We start from the raw sequence: 18,453 nt of genomic DNA, 5'->3' as shown, positions 1-18,453 counted from the left end.
CGCCGTTTTTTAATGTCCGAACATCTAGGATTATGCGCGGTTAAACGCCGCTTGTTCCCATGACGACCGCGTTCACGGAATTTTATCCCCCACCGTAACGACAACTGTGGTATGATAATGATAAATATTCTTACCATTTTTTAATATTCGGAGGTATTGCTATGCTTTTAAAAACTCTTGTGAAGCCCTACGACAGCATTACAACGGTCCGGGAAGACGCAACATTAGCCGAAGCACTCACCGTGCTTGAAGAATCCGGCTTCCGTTGTGTGCCCGTTCTGGATGAAACCGGCAAGATTTTCCGGGGAAACATCTACAAGATGCACATTTACCGTCATAAGTCTCGTGGTGGCGACATGGACTTACCCGTCACAAGCCTTTTAAAGAACGCGACCAAGTTTATTTCCATTAACGACGCCTTCTTTAAAATCTTCTTCTCCATCAAGGACCTCCCCTACATCGCCGTTCTGGATGAGAACAACTACTTCTACGGGATCCTTACCCACACCCGCTTGCTCGACATGCTATCACAAAGTTGGAACTTCAACGTGGGGAGCTATGTTCTAACCGTTGTTTCGCAGGGTGAGCGTGGCGATTTAGCCAACATCGCTAAGATCATCACGAAGTACACATCAATTGCTTCCTGTATGACACTTGACGTTCAGGCTGGTGAACTCGTCCACCGGACCCTCTTTACCCTCCCTGCTGATGTTGATAAAGAACGGTGCGAAAAGATCATTAAAGCCCTGAACCGCCATCACTTCCGCGTTTCTGAAGTTGAAGATCTCCGCATTGAATAGTGACCATTAACGAACGCAACGCAAAAAGCAGTCTTGATTGACATTTCCTGTCGATCAAGACTGCTTTTTTTAGATGCTTAGTTATCGTTACGCGCGACTAACCCAACACTGATTCCTAACGCCCGGTCCACCCGGTGCATAATGGCATCATCTAAATGGGTCACACGGTCACGCAGCCGCTGTTTATCAATGGTTCGAACCTGTTCCAACAAAATCACAGAATCCTTACCGATTCCCGTTGCAGCCGCGGGAATCCCGATGTGCGTCGGCATCTTTGGTTTGCTAATTCGTGCTGTAATGGCGGCCACAATTACCGTCGGACTATAGTGATTACCAATGTTATTTTGAATGATCAAAACGGGCCGCATGCCGCCCTGTTCGGATCCAACCACTGGTGATAAATCCGCATAAAATATGTCGCCCCGTTTGATATCAACTGGTGTTGCCAAGTGGGACACCTTCTCTTTAACGTATGTATTCGGAGCACAAGGCTCCTAGTTCCATGATAGCCGTTATTAACTAACGGTCAAGCGTTGCGGCTTCTGCTTCCGTTGCACAGAACTCATCAGCAATTTCTTCGTTAAGCTGACTCATGTCCGTGTACCCCTTCATCAACAGCGAGAAATCCGTGGCTTTTTGATCCACAAAAAAATGCGTCAGAACTTTTTCAATCAACTGATTTCGTTCCAGTCCAAAGAATTCACAATATGCTGTCAGTTCCGTCATTGTCTCATCACTCAGTGTTACTGGAACCTGCTGCGCGTCATTTGTCATTCCAACCGCCCTCGCATCATCACAAATTAGTTGTCACTCATTTTCTTTAATAGTTTAGCATGTTTTTCTGCGAAAATCTGGCTCCCCATCATTTTGTAACAAAGTCGCCTTCCAAGCGGTCAGTCATACACACGGGGCACCCGCATCCCCAAATTTGTCGCAATTTCATAATGAATCGTTTCTGCGTAAGCCGCCACGTCCTGCATGGTAATCGTGCGCTCACCGTCTTCACCAATCAGGGTCACAAGCGTATCAACGGGAAATTCATGCGGTAACCGGACCATCATCTGATCCATGCACACCCGCCCAATAATTTCACATTCACGACCATCAATCAGCACATGAAACCCTTGCATCCGGCGTGGATACCCATCCGCATAGCCAACGGGCAGGGTCCCGACCCATTCGTCCTGACTGGCCATGTAGGTCGCGCCATAACTAACGGACCGTCCGGCCTTGAGGTACTTAACGAATGCTAACTGGGTTGTTAACCGCATGGCTGGCCGCAGCGGGTACGGTGACTCGATCGTCCCCCCTGAAGGATTCAACCCGTAGATGCCCACCCCAAACCGGATCATATTTCCGTTACAGGCATCATGCCATAATGACGTAGCTGTGTTAGAAACGTGCACGTAGCGGGGCCGTTCTGGTAGCACATCCATAAAGGCCTGCCACCGTTCACACTGCTGGTTAAAGTAGGTTGGGTCGATTTCGTCAGCCGTCGCAAAGTGGGTAAAGATCCCCTCAAAAATAAACGTTGCTTGGTGCTCATTCAGGTATGCCACTGCCGTCGCTAGTTCGTTCGGGTACTGGAATCCGATCCGCCCCATCCCAGTGTCTAAACCAAGGTGAACTTTTAACGCCTTGGTGGCCGTTAATTCAGGCAGTGCCGCCGTCAACCACGCTGTACTGCCCACGGTTAGTGACACATCGTGGTCTGCGGCCAAGCGTGCCCACTTTGTTTCAGTAATCCCGAGAACCAACACCGGCACCGTAAAGCCAGCTTCACGCAATGCCAGTGCTTCATCTAAAATGGCCACACACAAGCCCGTTGCACCAGCTGCTAAACAGGTCTTCGCCATTTCTAACAGTCCGTGACCATACCCATTTGCCTTAATCACAGCAAACATCTCCGTGCCTGGCTTTGTTCGTTTAAGTTCTTCACCAATATTAGCCGTGATGGCCGTCCGGTCAATGTGAGCCACCGTCGGCCGGTGGGTTCCAATGATTTGTGCTAATTCTGCCATGTACTTTCCCCTCTACTCATTCCGCAGTTGTTTCTAAAATAACTTCTGTCATGACCAAACTGCCCGTGTGCGAAATGGACACGTGCGCTTGCCCAGCAAACGGATGGCGTACCACGTGTGGTTGACCAACCGCGTTATCTAAAACCTCAATGTCTTGAAACCCAACGTTTTTCCCAATTCCCGTGCCAAAGGCCTTACTGTACGCTTCCTTAACGGAAAACCGACCAGCCAAGAACTCATCAAACCGAGTCCCACTAAACGTTGCCAACACCTCACGTTCAGCTGGCGTTAGCACTTTTTTAATAAACGAGTCATGCTGCTTTGCAAGCGCCGCCACCCGGCTGATTTCTGTCAAATCAATTCCTACACCACTAATCATGGCTACCTCCTGCTTCGCGTCACAAGGCGTTAATCCCGCCTGCCGCCTTGATTGTCTAACCGAAATTATAGCATAATTTCCCGGTTGCTCGTGCGAAACCAACCGCAGTTAACCTGTAAACCCACCGGTCATGGATCAACCTCAACGCGCCATTTTACATCAGAAACAATAAAAAACCCGTGATCCACAGACAGTTAGTGTCCATCAATCACGGGTTCTTATCAGTTAAACGCGTTTAAACGTGCGTTAATTTGTTTACTTATGGTTGATTGAGTAGCTTCGCTTGCTGCTACCGCCATTACCACCGTTGCGGCTGCCGTTACTCCGACTGCCGTTGCCGCCGCGTGAACTTGGTTTGTGATCCCCATGTCCCCGACTGCTGTCACCACGGCTACTTCCGCCACGGTAACCGCCGCGACTGCCACCGTTACTCCGACCATTACGGTTGTTACCACGGTAACCACCACCATGACCTGAGCGACCATGACCGCCGTTACCACCGCCATGACGACGAGGTAATGGGCGTTCTGGTGTAATGTGAACAGGCACAGCATGTTCGTCACCAGGCGTCAGGTTACTTAATAATGCAGCAACAAGTTCTTGCGCATCGTAGTGATCTAACAATTCACTGGCTTCTTTTTCGAACTTCGTGGTGTCTGTCTGGTCAACCAGTTCAGCAACCTTCGTTTCTGCAGCAGCCAATTGACCGGCAAAGGCTTCAGCAGCCGAAGGTGGCTTCAATGGTAACATCCGCACCTTGGTCAACTTTTCAATTTCACGCAGGTAGTCCATTTCGTTTGGCGTTACGAACGTCAAACTTGTGCCATGATGTCCGGCACGGCCGGTCCGGCCGATCCGGTGAACATAGCTTTCAGGATCCTGAGGAATGTCGTAGTTGTACACGTGGGTGACACCAGAAATGTCTAAACCACGGGCTGCCACATCCGTTGCAACCAAGATGTCTAATTTACCATCCCGGAACTGCTTCAGAATTTGTGACCGCCGTTGTTGTGTCAGGTCACCATGAATCCCAGCAGCGTTGTAGCCACGGGCTTCTAGTCCCTTCGACAGTTCGTCGACCCGCCGCTTTGTCCGACCAAACACAATGGTCAGATCAGGCGCTTGAACGTCAAACAAACGTGTCATCAAATCAAACTTTTCAAATTCCTTTGACTTAACGTAGAACTGATCAACAAGGTCTGTTGTCAATTCCTTGGCCTTGATCCGAACTTCTTCGGGTTGGTGCATAAATTGAACACCAATCCGTTTGATCTTATCAGGCATTGTTGCAGAGAATAACAGCGTTTGCCGCGTTTCAGGAACTTGCTTGATGATGCTTTCGATGTCATCAAGGAAGCCCATGTCGAGCATTTCGTCAGCTTCATCCAAAACCAGTGTTTCCACGTGGTCCAACCGAACTGTCTTCCGGTTGATGTGGTCAAGCAACCGCCCTGGTGTCCCAACCACGATTTGTGGATGGTTCTTCAAGCTGTTGATTTGGCGACGAATGTCGGCCCCACCATAAACAACCTGAACACGAGCCCGTTCGTATTTACCTAACCGGTATAATTCTTCTTGCGTTTGGATGGCAAGTTCACGGGTTGGTGAAACGATCAGTGCTTGAACGTTCGGGTTGTTCACGTCGATCTTATCCAAGATCGGTAAACCAAAGGCTGCTGTCTTACCAGTCCCGGTTTGGGCCTGACCGATAACATCCTTACCGTCCATTACCAGCGGAATCGTCTGTTCTTGAATGGGCGTTGCTTCTTCAAAACCACTTTCGTCAATGGCTTTCAACAGGTCCTTTTTCAGACCTAGTTCTGCAAACTTCAAATTAGTTCCTCCTACAATCGAAAGGTTTCATCAACACTCACAAAAATCCGTCTGCGAACGCGTGAGGACGGCCGTTTCGATTTGTCTTTCTTCATTGTTTAGTGAGTTATTATCGTGGATGCGTCTAAAAACGCAACTGTACCAGTTTAACGCGTCACGCGTTGTTTGGCAACTAAGTTTGACTGGCAACCATGAATCAAAACGGCACCATCAGCTCCCTGTCGGTGAGCTAATGGTGCCGGACTTTATTTTCAATTATTTACGAAATCGGTTACTTTTTTTGCAAAGCTTCCAAGACGACGTCGAGATGTTCACCATGACTCGCCTTTAATAACACTTCATCCGTACTGGTGACGTCCGCCAACAAATCAGCAATCAGCTGGTCCTTCGCATCATCAGTGTAATAGTGGACGGCTGTGGCATCGTAACGATCAGCCACTGCTTCAGCTAATGCCTTCATGTGCGGCCCAACCAGGTACAATTCCTCAACCGTCTCAGGGTCTAGTGCTTCTGAAACAGAAGCATGAAGTGCATCCGCATTCACGCCAAGCTCCAGCATGTCACCCAGTACCGCAATGTGGCGGCCGATCGCTGGTGTCTTTGCAAACATCACCAAAACGTCTTTCATTGCCGTTGGGTTGGCATTATAAATGTCACTCAGGATGGCTTCTCCAACCGCTCCCGTTAACCACTGGGTGCGGTTAGCCGTTAGTTCAACGTTTGCCAACCCCTTGACGAGGTTAGCAGGTCGAATATGAAACAGGTTTCCAACCGTCAAGGCTGCCAGCGCGTTGTTCACGTTATACTCGCCCAGTAACGGCATACTAAACGTTTCATCCGGCCAAGCGTTCACCGTAAATGTTGTTTCATGAGTGGCGTTATCTTGTTTGATTGCCGTTGGGTATAGCGTATTCGCACTTCGCTGACCAAACGTTAGGCCATCATTTGCAACCGTTTCAGCCCGTTCTTGAAGTAAGGGTTCATCCCCATCAAAAACAAACCGGCCGTCTTCCTTCAATCCATGGGTGATTTCTAGCTTTGCATCCGCAATTTTATCCCGGGTTCCGAAAAACTCGATGTGCGCTTCACCAATCATTGTGATGACCGCCACATCTGGTTGAACTAACCGGCTTAATTCGTCCAACTGACCGAACCGATCCATGCCCATTTCAACGACCAGCACTTCAGTGTTAGCATCCATCGACAAAACCGTGAATGGCACACCAACCTCGTTATTGTAGTTAGCATAGGTCTTGACAACGTTAAACTCCGTTCCTAAAATGCTGGCGGTCATGTCTTTTGTCGTGGTCTTCCCGTTACTTCCAGTGATCGCAACCACTTGCGGATTGATCTTTTTTAACCAGTGCTGAGCCAGCGCCTGCATGGCCGCCAACGGATCGTCAACAACCAGTACCGGAAAAGCGGTTGGCATTGACGCTTCGTGGTCGCTTGCCCACAGGCTAGCAACTGCGCCGTGATCTTTTGCGCTCTCAATATAGTCATGACCATCATGGTCCGCAACGAGTGGCACAAATAAACCACCAGGCGTTAATTGACGACTATCAAAATTGACGGAAGTTACCGTTACATCCGCCCAATCGCCAAGTTCATTTTGTGCATCTACCGCCTTCGCGATTTCTGCCAATTGCATTTTCATTTGTTATCCTCACAGTGCATGGTTGCACATTCTACCGTTTGGTGATCATTTCATTCCTACTGGTCACCGTTTCCGTTAACCAGTTATTTAATCACAATCGGAGTAAATTATACCATGCTCACTAAACGGCAAGCAAATCACAACCTAGACCACGGCCCATTTTTCAAGCCGTCACCCTTGCGCTTCACCGCAACACACGGCAAAATAGAAGCACTACTTTGATTCAACATACGGAGGACCCTTATGCAAAATGTTCTATTCGTTTGCCTTGGCAACATTTGTCGCTCACCAATGGCCGAGGTCATCTTTACGCACATGGTTGACGAAGCCGGATTAAGTCACCAAATTCACGTTGATTCCGTCGCCACCAGCAACTGGGAGGAGAGCAATCAGGCTCACCCTGGCGCCCGTCACACCTTGGCCGAGCACGGTTTAAACGCCGAGTCCCACCGATCCCGACCCATTACACCACAAGACTTTGCGTGGGCTGACTGGATCATCACCATGGATCGCTCCAACCTGGCTAATCTAAAGCACATGGCCCCGGCAAACGCCCAGGCTAAACTCCACATGGCCTACGAAATTCTGCCAGATCGGTCTGACCAGGAAATTCCTGACCCGTGGTACTCCCATAATTTCGAACTGACCTACCGGCAGCTAAACGAAGTGTTGCCCGCCTGGTTGACTAAAATCAGCGCGGCTAATCAGTAACCGTCCACGAAGGATTGAAAACGCGGAAACGAACACAGGCCCTTTTTCTCTAAGGAATCCCCTGCCTGGACCCAAAACGTCCATGCAGGGGATTCCTTAGAGAAGTGGGCCTAACCGTGTTCGTTTCCGCTCTTTTTTTGAAATGGTGTAGAATAGTTTATTGTTTATCTGAAAAAATAATGCCACTCATCAAAGTAAAAGGAGGACCCCCATTGCTCAAAAAACTTAAACATCAATTATTTCGGAAACGGCTCCCCTGGGAACAAAACATTTTTGTCCTCTGGTTTGGCACCTTTATGGCCGGGATGGGCTTCAGTGAAATTATGCCCTTCATGTCACTTTACATCGACACCCTTGGCCATTTTTCCACCGCGCAGCTTAATTTTTATTCCGGGATCACCTTTTCTGCGACCTACTTTGTGACCGCCATCGCCTCCCCACTGTGGGGGCGGTTAGCTGACCGTAAGGGGCGCAAGTTAATGATTCTTCGTGCCTCTCTCGGGATGGCCATTGTTCTCGGTGCCATGGGACTCGTAACCAACGTCTGGGAATTAATTGCCCTTCGGCTGATTCAAGGGGTCTTCTCCGGTTATATTTCTAACGCTAATGCGCTGGTCGCCACTGAATCGCCCAAGGAACACTCCGGCCAGGCTCTAGGGACCCTGGTTACCGGTTTTACCGCTGGGAACCTGTTAGGCCCGCTTCTGGGTGGTGCTTTAGCTGCCAGTTTTGGCTATCGCTTTACGTTCTTTATCACCGGCGGCCTGTTGCTCATCGTGTTCTTCCTCAGCTGGTTCTTTGTTCACGAACACTTTACTCCGGTTGAAAAGACCGCGTTGAAGTCAACCAAAGAGGTCATAAAATCATTTGCCCACCCGCGGCTCATTTTTGCCATGCTCATCACGACGACCATCATTCAGGTTGCCAACCAATCCATCAGTCCGATCCTTAGTTTATACGTCCGGCAGCTTCTTCACGGTCACGGGTCCGTCTCACTCATTGCCGGGATTATTGCCGCGATTCCGGGAATTGCCACCATCATTGCGGCCCCACGGCTCGGCGTCCTCGGTGACCGCATTGGGACGGAACGGATCCTCACCATCGGCTTTATTTTTGCCATCTGTGTGTTCATCCCCATGGCGTTTGTTAAAAACGTCTGGGAACTCGGGTTCTTCCGCTTTCTCATTGGGATCTCTGATGCCACAATGATGCCCGCCGTCCAAACCCTGCTGGCCAAAAATTCGCCCATGTCGACGACTGGCCGGGTCTTCTCATGGAACCAAAGTTTCATGGCCATGGGGAGTATCATCGGCCCGCTGATTGGTTCCGCAGTTTCTGGAACCTGGGGTTACGGTGCCGTTTTCCTCTCGACAGGGGTGATTGTCGCCTTAAACCTTGCGCTCTTCACGTTTAATACGCACGATCTTCGTCAATCAGCCAACTAAAAAATGCATGATCACTCGAGCTGAGCGACCATGCATTTTTTAGTTGGTTCGTTTTTGTGCCTGCAAATGAAAATTAACCGTCGCAAGGATCAGCATGATGATTGCCAATACCAAAATCAGGATGAAATCATCGTGACCACCACGCGCTGTGGCGGCCGTTTTTGACAGGTGCCCTGCTTTGTTTTGACTAATCGCAATTAACGTTGCCATGATGGCCGTCCCGATGGACCCTGCATACTGTTGAATCGCGTTAAACGCCGCGTTCCCATCACCAATAACAGCCGGATCCCGTTAGTGAGCGTGTTACTAAATGTTAGGGAGAAGCCCACACTGTACACGATGTAGATCCCAAGCACCCAGCCCACGGAGAGGCGGCTGCCCATAACCACAAACCCGAGTATCGCCACCACTAAGCACGTTAGCCCCGTTAAAATTGGCAGTCGTGCGCCCCGTCGATCCAGTAACCCGCCGGCAAACGGCATCAAAACCGTTCGGAGAAGACTTCCTGGTAGTAACAATAAGCCAGCCGTCATGACGTTTGCCCCAATAACCAGCTGGGCGTAGTTTGGCAAGAGGAACCCCAACCCAATGTTGCTTAGCTGAAGGATCATGTAGGTCAAAAAGCTCAGAACAAACATCGGATTCTTAAAAATCGTCACATTAATGAGCGGTTGCGCTGTGTGACTGGCCCAAACAGCGTACAACCCTAGCGCTACCGCGCCCACCACGGTTAAACCAATGAACAAGCCACTGGCCCAACCGTGAATGGAGGCATCATTAAAGCCCAACGAAATTGTTACAAACGCCGCCGCAATCAGTAAAAAGCCAACGCTGTCAAAGTGAGCCTTGCTCGTGGCGTGCCGTTGCTGAATGTTAAAGTACCCAATGCAAAACGCCGCCAAAGCAATCGGTAAGATAATCCAAAAAATCGTCCGCCAACCAAGGTAATACGAGACCAGCCCACCATACGTTGGCCCAAGCGTTGGCGCCAAGCCGATGATGGTCCCACCGATTGCCATGCTCTGCCCCAGCTTTGCGTGCGGAATAAAATCGGTAATGATGCTAAACATCAGTGGGGTCGATAAACCCGTCGCGATTCCGCCAATCAACCGCCCCACCAGAAGTATGCTAAACGTTGGGGCCAACGCACACATCAACAACCCCACTAAAAAGAGGAGCACTGCCGTCGCAAACGCCGCACGGTACGTAAACCGTTTATGAATAAATGACGCCATGGTCATCACAAGGGCTGCCACCAATAAATAGCCCGTTGTTAACCACTGAACCGTGTCGATTTGGACATGGAACTGGGCCATTAACGTTGGAAACGTGACGTTCATGGACGTCTCCGTCAAAATACCGCAAAAAGACAGGAGCGCCGTCCCTAAAATTGCTAAAACCACGAAGCGTGGGATTCGATCTGTTGTTTCTGTTGCCATGATTCCCTCTCATTCTTTCGATTGTTCAACTAAATAAAAAACGCCCCGTCAGCGTAAAGTCGCAAACGGGGCATCGGTAAGATACCAAAATCATGTGGTTAAGCTTACTTCAAACCGTACTTCTTGTTAAACTTGTCAACAGCACCATCGGCTTGAGTGAACTTCTGCTTACCAGTGTAGAATGGGTGTGAATCTGAAGTGATTTCAACACGGATCAATGGGTACGTGTTGCCATCTTCCCATTCAGTGGTTTCTTGTGAAGTAGCAGTTGAACCTGACATAAACTTGAAACCAGTGGTTGAGTCCATGAACACAACCTGGTGGTAATCTGGGTGAATTCCTTGTTTCATTATGAATATCTCCTTTGCCATGAGTCATTTGCTGAGTCATAGTTTCTTATCATCAACCCATGTAATATACCATGAATCAAGATTGCTTGCAATAGAGCCAACGACAAAACGACTAGAACTCAAACACACCGGCATCCGTGTCCTCAAGGATCTGAACCACAGCACCCATGCCCTTCAGTTTTTCGGAAATCCGGTCATAGCCGCGTAAAATGTTCTCCGCGTTGGTAATGATCGTGTTTCCATCAGCCATCAAAGCGGCAATGACTAACGCTGCCCCGGCACGAATTTCGCCCGCCGAAACCGTTGTCCCCGTTAACGCCGTCGCGTGGTTAACCACGATCATGTTGTCTTCCAGCCGAATGTTCTCGCCCATGCGGTTTAATTCAGGGATGTGCTTTGTTCGTTCTGGGTAAATGGTGTCAATGATGATACTTGACCCCTCTGCCAAACTCATTAACGGCGTAATTGGTTGTTGAAGGTCCGTCGCAAACCCAGGGTACGGCATTGTCTTAACCTGAATTGGCGTCAGGTGCTTGCTTGCATGAACGTAAATGCTGTCTTCTTCGATATCAAGCTTCACGCCCATTTCGAGCAGTTTGGCTGTAAAAGCCTCCAAATGTTCTGGAATGACATTTTGCACGTTCACGCCATTTCCATAGGCTGCGGCCATGGAAAGATAAGTTCCTGCTTCAATCCGGTCAGGAATAATCGTGTGTGTGTTCGTTGCCTTTAAGCTTGGAACGCCTTCGATCCGGATCACATCCGTCCCTGCACCCCGAATTTTGGCCCCCATGTTGTTCAAGAACGTTGCCAAATCAATGATTTCTGGTTCTTTGGCGGCATTTTCAATAACCGTTAAGCCACTTGCTTTAACGGCCGCTAAAATGATGTTCATCGTGGCCCCAACGGACACAATGTCTAAGAAAATCCGGGCGCCGTGCAGACCTTCACTCGCGTCAATGTTGACCGAATCGCCGATCTCCGTCACCTGAGCACCAAGGGCTTTGAAGCCCTTAATGTGCTGGTCAATGGGCCGTGGCCCGATGTTGTCCCCACCAGGGAATGAAACGGTCGCCCGTTTAAACCGCCCTAGCAATGCCCCCATGAAGTAGTACGACGCGCGTAAACTCTTGATGGCCTTACCGGGAAGTGCATTTTCCTCAATGTGGGTTGGATCAATGTCCAAAACCCCATTTTCAAAACGTGAGGATACATTCATTGAATCTAAAATTGCCATTAGATTATGAACATCTAAAATGTCAGGAACAGAGTCAAATTGTACTGGTGTATCCGCCAAAATTGCAGCGGGAATCAAGGCCACGGTGCTGTTTTTTGCGCCACCGATGGACACAGACCCGCTAAGCCGGTGCCCTCCTTGGATGATCATTGATTTCATGCAGTCTAGTCCTCTTTCATTAATCCATTTCAGTTAACTTAATTACTTCTGCAGCTCAACCGTTTCCGGGAGCACGCAATTATCTACAATATTAATGAACACCAGACCAAAAAACAACTCTGTTTCGGCAATTTCCGATGTTTTTTAGAAATTGAAAATTAACCGGGTTAATTACTATTATTTTTATAAACAAAAAAATAACAGCCAGGACTAATGCCTGACCGTTATTTTCGGTTAATGCTTCATTAATTTTTAGCCATGTGTTCTTCATCGGCAGCTGCCACAAAGGCTTTAAACAGCCCCTCTGGACGATTTGGCCGTGATAAGAACTCAGGGTGATACTGAGCAGCCACAAAGAATTTGTTCGTTGGCAGTTCAACAACTTCCACCAACCGGTTATCTGGCGACGTTCCAGAGAAGACCAACCCTGCCGCAGCCATTTGATCACGATAGGCGTTGTTGAATTCGAACCGGTGCCGGTGCCGTTCAGAAATCACTTCTTCGTTGTTGTACGCCGCAGCCGCAACCGTTCCTGGTTTTAACTTACATGGGTACGCCCCTAACCGTTGCGTCCCCCCCATGTCGGAAACATCTTCTTGATCATGCATCAAGTCGATCACTGGGTATGGTGTGTCTGGGTTGATTTCCTTGGAGTTTGCGTCCGCTAACCCCACCACATCACGGGCAAATTCCACACACGCCATTTGCATGCCCAGACAAATCCCTAAGTACGGAATGTCGTTTTCACGAGCATACTTAATGGCCAAAATCTTTCCTTCGATTCCCCGGTTACCAAAGCCACCAGGAACGAGAATCCCATCGGCCCCTGCTAACACTTCTTCAACGTTATCCGCGTTGATTTCTTCAGAATTAAAGTGATTGATCTTAACGTCAGCATCCACCACATACCCGGCAGACTTGAGTGCTTCGTTCACAGAAATGTAGGCATCTTGCAGATCCGTGTACTTCCCAACCAGGTCGATCGTAATGGTCTTGTGCAAGTTTTGAACGTGTTGTTCTAATTCTTGCCATTCCGTCATGTTCGCTTCTGGCGTCGCAAGCTTAAAGTGGTCCAACACAATGTCATCCATGTGTTGTTCTTGCAGCGCTAACGGAATTGTGTAGACCGTTGGCACGTCCATTGATTCAATAACGGCTTCTGGTTCCACATCACAAAATGACGCAATTTTGTTTCGCATGGATTGTGTAATGTGTTGTTCGGTCCGAACCACCAGCATGTTTGGTTGGATGCCCAACCCCCGGAGTTCCTTTACACTGTGTTGCGTTGGCTTCGTCTTCATTTCACCAGCCGCGCGCAGGTACGGAATTAATGTGGTGTGAATGTAGAAAACATTGTCGCTACCCATGTCAGACTTCATTTCACGCAGTGCTTCAATAAATGGTAGGGATTCAATGTCCCCAACCGTCCCACCAATTTCAGTGATAACGACATCTGCGTCCGTCGTTTGACCGGCCCGCATGATTTTTTCTTTGATGGCATTCGTAATGTGCGGAATTACTTGGACCGTTGCACCAAGGTAGTCCCCATGACGTTCCTTTTGTAGAACTTCTTGATAAATTTTCCCCGTTGTGACGTTTGAGTATTTATTCAGGTTAATGTCAATAAAACGTTCGTAGTGACCCAAATCAAGGTCCGTTTCGGTCCCGTCATTAGTCACAAACACTTCACCGTGTTGGTAGGGACTCATCGTTCCTGGATCGACGTTGATGTAGGGATCAAACTTTTGAATCGTGATTTTAAGGCCACGGTTCTTCAAGAGGCGGCCAAGTGATGCAGCCACGATCCCCTTTCCAATTGACGAAACCACACCGCCGGTGACAAAAATGTATTTAGTCATCTAAATAAACGCTCCTTCTGTTTTTTTCGGGGATGCCATCAACAACGAAAAAGCTCCCAATTCCTAGGAATTGGGAGCCCTTAATTGCTCTTTATCGTGCCCGTTCATCTGAACGGTGCCCAAAAAATATAATAACGACTTCTAAGCATGAGGTCAAGCAGGAATTCTTATTTCTGCAAATTAGCCTTGATCATCATCATCATCGTCATCGTCGTCTTCATCATCCTCGTCATCTTCATCATGAAGTTCAGCGAGTTGACCTTCGATCCCATCAGGGAGTTCTTCATCGTCAGCGATGTTCTCAGTGTCTTCGGTATCATCATCGTCATCTTCGGACGCATCAGTGGTATCGTCATCTTCAGCTGCATCTTGACCGAAGTCATCATCTTCTGGATCGTCGTCATCGTAGTCGATCACGTCGTCGTCATCGGCTGCGTCAGCCAAGAACGCGTTAACCTTACGACGCTTCTTGCGCTTTGGTTGATCCTCATCTTCTTCACCATTGATTGTTGCTTCATCAATGGAGTCGAATGGATACCACGTCCGCAAGCCCCAGGTGTTGTCACCTAAGGAAATAAAACTACCGTCGACGTTTAAGTCAGTATAGAATTGTGCCAACCGTTCACGAATTTCTTCGTCACTCGTATCGAGATACTGTTGAACTTGGTTGGTGAGGTCAGCGAAGCTCATAGCTTCACCGTGTTGAGAGAGGATTGCATGGGCAACCTCAATCATTGACAATTCTTTTTTATTTTGACCTTCGAAAATTTTAAGTTCCAAAATCAGGCCCGTCCTTTCGAGAGTGTACACTTCATCATAAGGGGTTAAGCGGTAAATTGCAATCTTATTTGATAATCGCCCAGTAAACTTTCGCCGGCTAGTAGCTGATAATCAACGTTGATCCGCCCACTACTTAAATCGTCGGCCAACGCTGCGTTTAGTCCTGACGTTGCCACCTCGATGTTTAAGGGGCCATAGGCTGTTTGGTACGTGGTTTTCACTGCTTTACCTGCCAAAAAGTGCAACCGTAATCCGGTCTCACCACTCCGCGTTAGCAGTACATCATGATGACCATTTAGTTTAAAGGTCACCTGGGTTGTTTTCCCCTGATCTTCTTCTGCATAGCGTAAGTACGCACTGCCATTAATTAAAATCAACCGTCCTGGAACTGTAAAATCAAAGGTTTCCGTCTCGCCATCCTGCTTGATGTTTGTCACCAAGTGAACCGTGACGCCTTGCTCTAATCGTTCTGACACACTCATCCCCCGTTTCACACACGCGTCACCTGGACGATTATCATTAAAATCATCCGAAACGACAATATAAGCTAACAAGAAATTATAACGCATTTCGCTTAAATTACCACGTCGAACGGGTTGCGCCCAATCAACCATGCAAAACGACTCCAGATTCGGTATAATGAAAGCAGTTTATTGACCGTCACAATGGGAATGACATCCTGTTCATTACCCCAAATGACCAACTCAAAAGAAACCAGGTGATTTTCATGACGGACGCGCTTAGCCTTGCGCCAACCACCATGCTCCTATCCCAACACTTCAATCAGGCAGACGGACTCGCAACGTTTGCCCACATGAACGCCTTACTAAGTTTAATTGAACATGAAAACCAACCATTGCTTCACTTCTGGCGCTTAGATCATAACGTTATCTTAGGGCTCCGCGATGCGGATCTCCCCCACTTGGATGACGCCACAACGGTGTTAACTGATCACGGATACACGGGCTTTGTCCGCAATTCCGGTGGCTTAGCCGTCGTTGCCGATCAGGGCGTGCTCAACATCAGCCTCTTTTTCCCACCCAGCCTCGTTAAATTAGGGGTGGACGCCGCCTACGACCAAATGAAATTACTGGTTGACCGCGCGTTTCCAGAACTACCGATCGTCGCTGGTGAAATTAGCCGCTCATACTGTCCAGGAACCTACGACCTCAGTGTCAACGGCCACAAAATTGCCGGCATGTCACAACGCCGCCGGAACGGGGGCATTGTCGTGATGTTATACCTTAGCGTCAACGGCAGTCAAATTGACCGGGCCCAGCTGATTCATGATTTTTATGAAGCTGGCCTTGGTAATGAACAAAATCGGTGGAACTTTCCTGACGTGGACCCCGGCACGATGATGAACGTCGGGGACTTGTTACCCGAAACATTGACCATTGAAGCAGCTCGGCAACGGTTCATTGATGCTGCCAAACAATCGGGCACCCAGCTAGCTGAGCAACACCTCGCAACGCTGATGCAAGAGCCAACATATGCGGCACAGTTTGATTTTGAACAGCAGCGTTTGCTTCAGCACCAACCAGCAACACCAATGCACCCTTAAAGACCACTTATCGTTACGTCACCTTTGTCACCAGGAGGACCATATGGATTACCGCTACCAATCATTACCGCGCGAACGTGTCTTTCGCGACCCTGTTCACAGCTACATCGCCGTGTCATCACAGGTTATTTTGGACTTAATCGACACAAAGGAATTTCAGCGGCTTCGCCGGGTCAAACAACTTGGTGTGACCGAAGAAGTCTTCCACGGCGCTGAACATAGTCGGTTTGGCCATTCACTGGGTGTCTACGCCATTGCGCAACGCATCTGTGACACCTTTCAGCATGATTATCCATCCGTTGAACCAGGCGACGGCTTGTGGGATGACAACGAACGGTTGGTGACACTCTGTGCGGCCCTACTTCATGACATTGGTCACGGCGCATACTCGCATACGTTTGAACACATTTTCCACACTGATCACGAGGCCATCACTGCACAGATTTTGACCTCCCCGACCACGGAAGTTAACACCGTTTTGCGGAAGGTCAGCCCTGACTTTCCCCAGCAGGTGGCCAGCGTCATTCAACATACGTATCCCAATCCGCAGGTCGTTCAGATCATTTCCAGCCAGTTAGACGCTGACCGGATGGACTACCTCCTGCGTGACGCCTACTTCACAGGAGCCGACTACGGGCGCTTTGACTTAACCCGGATTTTACGGGTGATTCGCCCATTCAAAGGTGGGATCGCGTTTGATATTGACGGGATGCACGCGGTCGAAGACTACATTCTAAGTCGCTTCCAAATGTATCAACAGGTGTACTTCCACCCCGTTTCCCGGGCCATGGAAGTCATCTTAGACCACCTCTTGTTACGCGCAAAGGAGCGCTACGATAATCAGCCCGTGACACAAGAAGCATTTCGGCCACTATTATTGGAGCCCTTTTTCAACCACACCTGGACGCTGACGGATTATCTAAAACTGGACGACGGCGTGCTTAACACCTACTTTCTTCACTGGGCAGACAGCGATGACGTTGTCTTAGCTGACCTCGCAAACCGCTTTTTGAACCGACGGCCGTTCAAGTCCATTGAATACACTGCCACGACAGCGCCACTCTTGGCACCGTTGCGGGAGCAAATCGAAACAGCAGGCTATAACGTCACGTATTACACCGCCACAAACGATAGTTATGACCTTCCGTATAACGCCAATAACCGGCAATCCCACAAAGCCGCCGCAGAAATTTTACTCATGAATCATGACGGGACGACCAGCGAACTATCCGCACTAAGTCCCATTGTGGCAGCAATTACCGACCGCGAATTGGGCGACCAGCGTTTCTTCTTCCCGCGGGAAATGCTCACCGTCAACGCGGAAAATGACCTTTTTAGTCCCATCTACACCGAATTTCAAAGCTACATTATGAACGATCAACTTATTGACCCTAAAGGAGCGACCTATGACAATTAAACTCATTGCAATCGACATTGATGGAACCCTTTTGAATGAAAAAAACGAACTCGCGGCGGCAACCATTACCGCTGTTCAAGCCGCCCGTGACGCTGGCATCAAGGTTGTCCTCTGTACTGGTCGACCACTAACCGGCGTTAAGGATTACCTCGACCAGCTTGGCCTCATTGGCGCTGATCAGTACGTCGTGACGTTTAACGGCGCGCTAGCCCAAACTACTAGTGGTGACGTCTTAGTACACCACACCTTAACCTACACTGACTACCGTGAATTAGAAGCATTGGCTGAACAGTTTGGCGCCCATTTCCACACTGAAACAAACGACTACATTTACACGGCCAACAAGGACATCAGCCCCTACACGATTGCAGAATCTTTCTTAGTTAAGATGCCAATTCGGTACCGGAGCGTGGCTGAAATGCCCGAAGATTTGGTCGTCTCTAAGTGCATGTTTATTGACGACCCGGCCATCATTTCCCGGGCAGCAGCCAACCTCCCTCAAGCCTTCACGGACAAATTTTATTTTGTTCAAAGTGAACCTTTCTTCCTCGAAGCCATGAATAAATCTGCTTCAAAGGGGAACGCCATTACTGGTTTGGCAAAGGACTTACACATCGACATGGCTGACGTTATGGCGATCGGCGATCAGGGCAATGACCTTTCAATGATCACTGCCGCCGGATTGGGTGTTGCAATGGGCAATGCCATTGACGATGTCAAGGCTGCCGCACAGGCAATCACCTTACCTAATAGCGAGGACGGCGTGGCTGCGGCCATTAACAAATATGCGTTAAGCTAGGCA

Annotated in this window: 19 protein-coding genes; 6 read left to right on the top strand and 13 right to left on the bottom strand. The window is 48.9% G+C overall.

From position 1 onward, the window contains the following. Window positions 1-161 precede the first annotated feature (161 nt). On the top strand, window positions 162-800 hold the full coding sequence (cbpA, locus tag ACKTR5_RS03225) for a cyclic di-AMP binding protein CbpA (protein WP_407879134.1): 639 nt from the start codon (window positions 162-164) through the stop codon (window positions 798-800). Window positions 801-877: 77 nt separating this feature from the next. On the opposite strand, the gene ACKTR5_RS03220 is transcribed toward cbpA, so the two are convergent. The 6 genes from ACKTR5_RS03220 to ACKTR5_RS03195 all read right to left on the bottom strand — a co-directional run bounded on the left by ACKTR5_RS03220 (window position 878) and on the right by ACKTR5_RS03195 (window position 6,690). Beyond that, a complete protein-coding gene (locus tag ACKTR5_RS03220) occupies window positions 878-1,249 on the bottom strand; it encodes a type II toxin-antitoxin system PemK/MazF family toxin (protein ID WP_407879132.1) in 372 nt (123 codons plus the stop codon). Window positions 1,250-1,319: 70 nt separating this feature from the next. Next, window positions 1,320-1,574: a hypothetical protein gene (locus ACKTR5_RS03215; protein ID WP_407879130.1), complete on the bottom strand. Its 255-nt coding sequence runs from the start codon at window positions 1,572-1,574 to the stop codon at window positions 1,320-1,322. 119 nt (window positions 1,575-1,693) lie between these two features. Then, window positions 1,694-2,821, bottom strand: coding sequence for an alanine racemase (alr, locus tag ACKTR5_RS03210; protein ID WP_407879128.1), 1,128 nt, complete (start codon window positions 2,819-2,821; stop codon window positions 1,694-1,696). A 16-nt stretch (window positions 2,822-2,837) separates the two neighbouring features. Further along, a complete protein-coding gene (gene acpS, locus ACKTR5_RS03205; protein WP_407879127.1) occupies window positions 2,838-3,200 on the bottom strand; it encodes a holo-ACP synthase in 363 nt (120 codons plus the stop codon). Window positions 3,201-3,455: 255 nt separating this feature from the next. Then, window positions 3,456-5,033, bottom strand: coding sequence for a DEAD/DEAH box helicase (locus tag ACKTR5_RS03200; RefSeq protein ID WP_407879125.1), 1,578 nt, complete (start codon window positions 5,031-5,033; stop codon window positions 3,456-3,458). A 271-nt stretch (window positions 5,034-5,304) separates the two neighbouring features. Beyond that, window positions 5,305-6,690: a UDP-N-acetylmuramoyl-tripeptide--D-alanyl-D-alanine ligase gene (locus ACKTR5_RS03195; RefSeq protein WP_407879124.1), complete on the bottom strand. Its 1,386-nt coding sequence runs from the start codon at window positions 6,688-6,690 to the stop codon at window positions 5,305-5,307. 243 nt (window positions 6,691-6,933) lie between these two features. Between ACKTR5_RS03195 and ACKTR5_RS03190 the strand changes: the two genes are divergently transcribed. Together ACKTR5_RS03190 and ACKTR5_RS03185 are read left to right on the top strand one after the other, a co-directional pair. Beyond that, window positions 6,934-7,401 (top strand): low molecular weight protein-tyrosine-phosphatase, encoded by a 468-nt coding sequence (locus tag ACKTR5_RS03190; protein ID WP_407879122.1) that lies wholly within the window; start codon window positions 6,934-6,936, stop codon window positions 7,399-7,401. A gap of 212 nt (window positions 7,402-7,613) precedes the next feature. Next, on the top strand, window positions 7,614-8,846 hold the full coding sequence (locus ACKTR5_RS03185; RefSeq protein WP_407879120.1) for a multidrug efflux MFS transporter: 1,233 nt from the start codon (window positions 7,614-7,616) through the stop codon (window positions 8,844-8,846). Window positions 8,847-8,885: 39 nt separating this feature from the next. Here the strand turns inward: ACKTR5_RS03185 and ACKTR5_RS03180 are convergent, their stop codons facing one another. The 7 genes from ACKTR5_RS03180 to ACKTR5_RS03150 form a co-directional block, all read right to left on the bottom strand. Beyond that, the gene (locus ACKTR5_RS03180) at window positions 8,886-9,056 is read right to left on the bottom strand and encodes a hypothetical protein (protein ID WP_407879118.1); all 171 of its coding nucleotides are present in this window, start codon (window positions 9,054-9,056) and stop codon (window positions 8,886-8,888) included. After that, window positions 9,044-10,285, bottom strand: a complete 1,242-nt coding sequence (locus ACKTR5_RS03175) for an MFS transporter (RefSeq protein ID WP_407879116.1) — start codon at window positions 10,283-10,285, stop codon at window positions 9,044-9,046. The genes ACKTR5_RS03180 and ACKTR5_RS03175 overlap by 13 nt, the downstream gene beginning before the upstream one ends. Window positions 10,286-10,389: 104 nt before the next feature. After that, entirely contained in the window at window positions 10,390-10,635 is a 246-nt protein-coding gene (locus ACKTR5_RS03170) for a type B 50S ribosomal protein L31 (protein ID WP_407879115.1), read from the bottom strand. A gap of 112 nt (window positions 10,636-10,747) precedes the next feature. After that, a complete protein-coding gene (locus ACKTR5_RS03165; protein WP_407879113.1) occupies window positions 10,748-12,031 on the bottom strand; it encodes a UDP-N-acetylglucosamine 1-carboxyvinyltransferase in 1,284 nt (427 codons plus the stop codon). Between the two features lie 245 nt (window positions 12,032-12,276). Next, window positions 12,277-13,890, bottom strand: a complete 1,614-nt coding sequence (locus ACKTR5_RS03160; RefSeq protein ID WP_407879111.1) for a CTP synthase — start codon at window positions 13,888-13,890, stop codon at window positions 12,277-12,279. A 180-nt stretch (window positions 13,891-14,070) separates the two neighbouring features. Then, a complete protein-coding gene (rpoE, locus tag ACKTR5_RS03155; RefSeq protein ID WP_407879110.1) occupies window positions 14,071-14,670 on the bottom strand; it encodes a DNA-directed RNA polymerase subunit delta in 600 nt (199 codons plus the stop codon). A gap of 44 nt (window positions 14,671-14,714) precedes the next feature. Then, a complete protein-coding gene (locus tag ACKTR5_RS03150; protein WP_407879109.1) occupies window positions 14,715-15,284 on the bottom strand; it encodes a DUF1934 domain-containing protein in 570 nt (189 codons plus the stop codon). 113 nt (window positions 15,285-15,397) lie between these two features. On the opposite strand from ACKTR5_RS03150, the gene ACKTR5_RS03145 reads away from it, so the two are divergent. From ACKTR5_RS03145 to yidA, 3 genes are read left to right on the top strand one after another with little or no spacing between them, the layout of a single operon-like run. After that, window positions 15,398-16,234 carry a lipoate--protein ligase family protein gene (locus ACKTR5_RS03145; RefSeq protein ID WP_407879107.1) on the top strand — a complete coding sequence of 279 codons (837 nt, stop codon included), beginning with the start codon at window positions 15,398-15,400 and terminating at the stop codon, window positions 16,232-16,234. Window positions 16,235-16,277: 43 nt separating this feature from the next. Beyond that, a complete protein-coding gene (locus ACKTR5_RS03140; RefSeq protein ID WP_407879105.1) occupies window positions 16,278-17,651 on the top strand; it encodes an HD domain-containing protein in 1,374 nt (457 codons plus the stop codon). Continuing rightward, complete coding sequence (gene yidA / locus ACKTR5_RS03135; protein WP_407879103.1) at window positions 17,641-18,450, top strand: sugar-phosphatase; 810 nt, start codon at window positions 17,641-17,643, stop codon at window positions 18,448-18,450. Before ACKTR5_RS03140 ends, yidA begins: the two co-directional genes overlap by 11 nt. Window positions 18,451-18,453: the final 3 nt, after the last annotated feature.

Origin of the sequence: Furfurilactobacillus entadae (genome assembly GCF_045862745.1) — a bacterium.
Classification (GTDB): domain Bacteria; phylum Bacillota; class Bacilli; order Lactobacillales; family Lactobacillaceae; genus Furfurilactobacillus; species Furfurilactobacillus entadae.
Note: the sequence above shows the minus strand (reverse complement) of the source record. Positions and strands in the feature narration are given on the sequence as shown.

Excerpts from the sequence above, each read along its gene's own strand:
- cbpA (WP_407879134.1), top strand. The coding sequence starts at position 162 with ATGCTTTTAAAAACTCTTGTGAAGCCCTACGACAGCATTACAACGGTC.
- ACKTR5_RS03215 (WP_407879130.1), bottom strand. The coding sequence starts at position 1,574 with ATGACAAATGACGCGCAGCAGGTTCCAGTAACACTGAGTGATGAGACA.
- alr (WP_407879128.1), bottom strand. The coding sequence starts at position 2,821 with ATGGCAGAATTAGCACAAATCATTGGAACCCACCGGCCGACGGTGGCT.
- acpS (WP_407879127.1), bottom strand. The coding sequence starts at position 3,200 with ATGATTAGTGGTGTAGGAATTGATTTGACAGAAATCAGCCGGGTGGCG.
- ACKTR5_RS03195 (WP_407879124.1), bottom strand. The coding sequence starts at position 6,690 with ATGAAAATGCAATTGGCAGAAATCGCGAAGGCGGTAGATGCACAAAAT.
- ACKTR5_RS03190 (WP_407879122.1), top strand. The coding sequence starts at position 6,934 with ATGCAAAATGTTCTATTCGTTTGCCTTGGCAACATTTGTCGCTCACCA.
- ACKTR5_RS03180 (WP_407879118.1), bottom strand. The coding sequence starts at position 9,056 with ATGGCAACGTTAATTGCGATTAGTCAAAACAAAGCAGGGCACCTGTCA.
- ACKTR5_RS03175 (WP_407879116.1), bottom strand. The coding sequence starts at position 10,285 with ATGGCAACAGAAACAACAGATCGAATCCCACGCTTCGTGGTTTTAGCA.
- ACKTR5_RS03170 (WP_407879115.1), bottom strand. The coding sequence starts at position 10,635 with ATGAAACAAGGAATTCACCCAGATTACCACCAGGTTGTGTTCATGGAC.
- ACKTR5_RS03165 (WP_407879113.1), bottom strand. The coding sequence starts at position 12,031 with ATGAAATCAATGATCATCCAAGGAGGGCACCGGCTTAGCGGGTCTGTG.
- ACKTR5_RS03160 (WP_407879111.1), bottom strand. The coding sequence starts at position 13,890 with ATGACTAAATACATTTTTGTCACCGGCGGTGTGGTTTCGTCAATTGGA.
- ACKTR5_RS03150 (WP_407879109.1), bottom strand. The coding sequence starts at position 15,284 with ATGGTTGATTGGGCGCAACCCGTTCGACGTGGTAATTTAAGCGAAATG.
- ACKTR5_RS03145 (WP_407879107.1), top strand. The coding sequence starts at position 15,398 with ATGACGGACGCGCTTAGCCTTGCGCCAACCACCATGCTCCTATCCCAA.
- ACKTR5_RS03140 (WP_407879105.1), top strand. The coding sequence starts at position 16,278 with ATGGATTACCGCTACCAATCATTACCGCGCGAACGTGTCTTTCGCGAC.
- yidA (WP_407879103.1), top strand. The coding sequence starts at position 17,641 with ATGACAATTAAACTCATTGCAATCGACATTGATGGAACCCTTTTGAAT.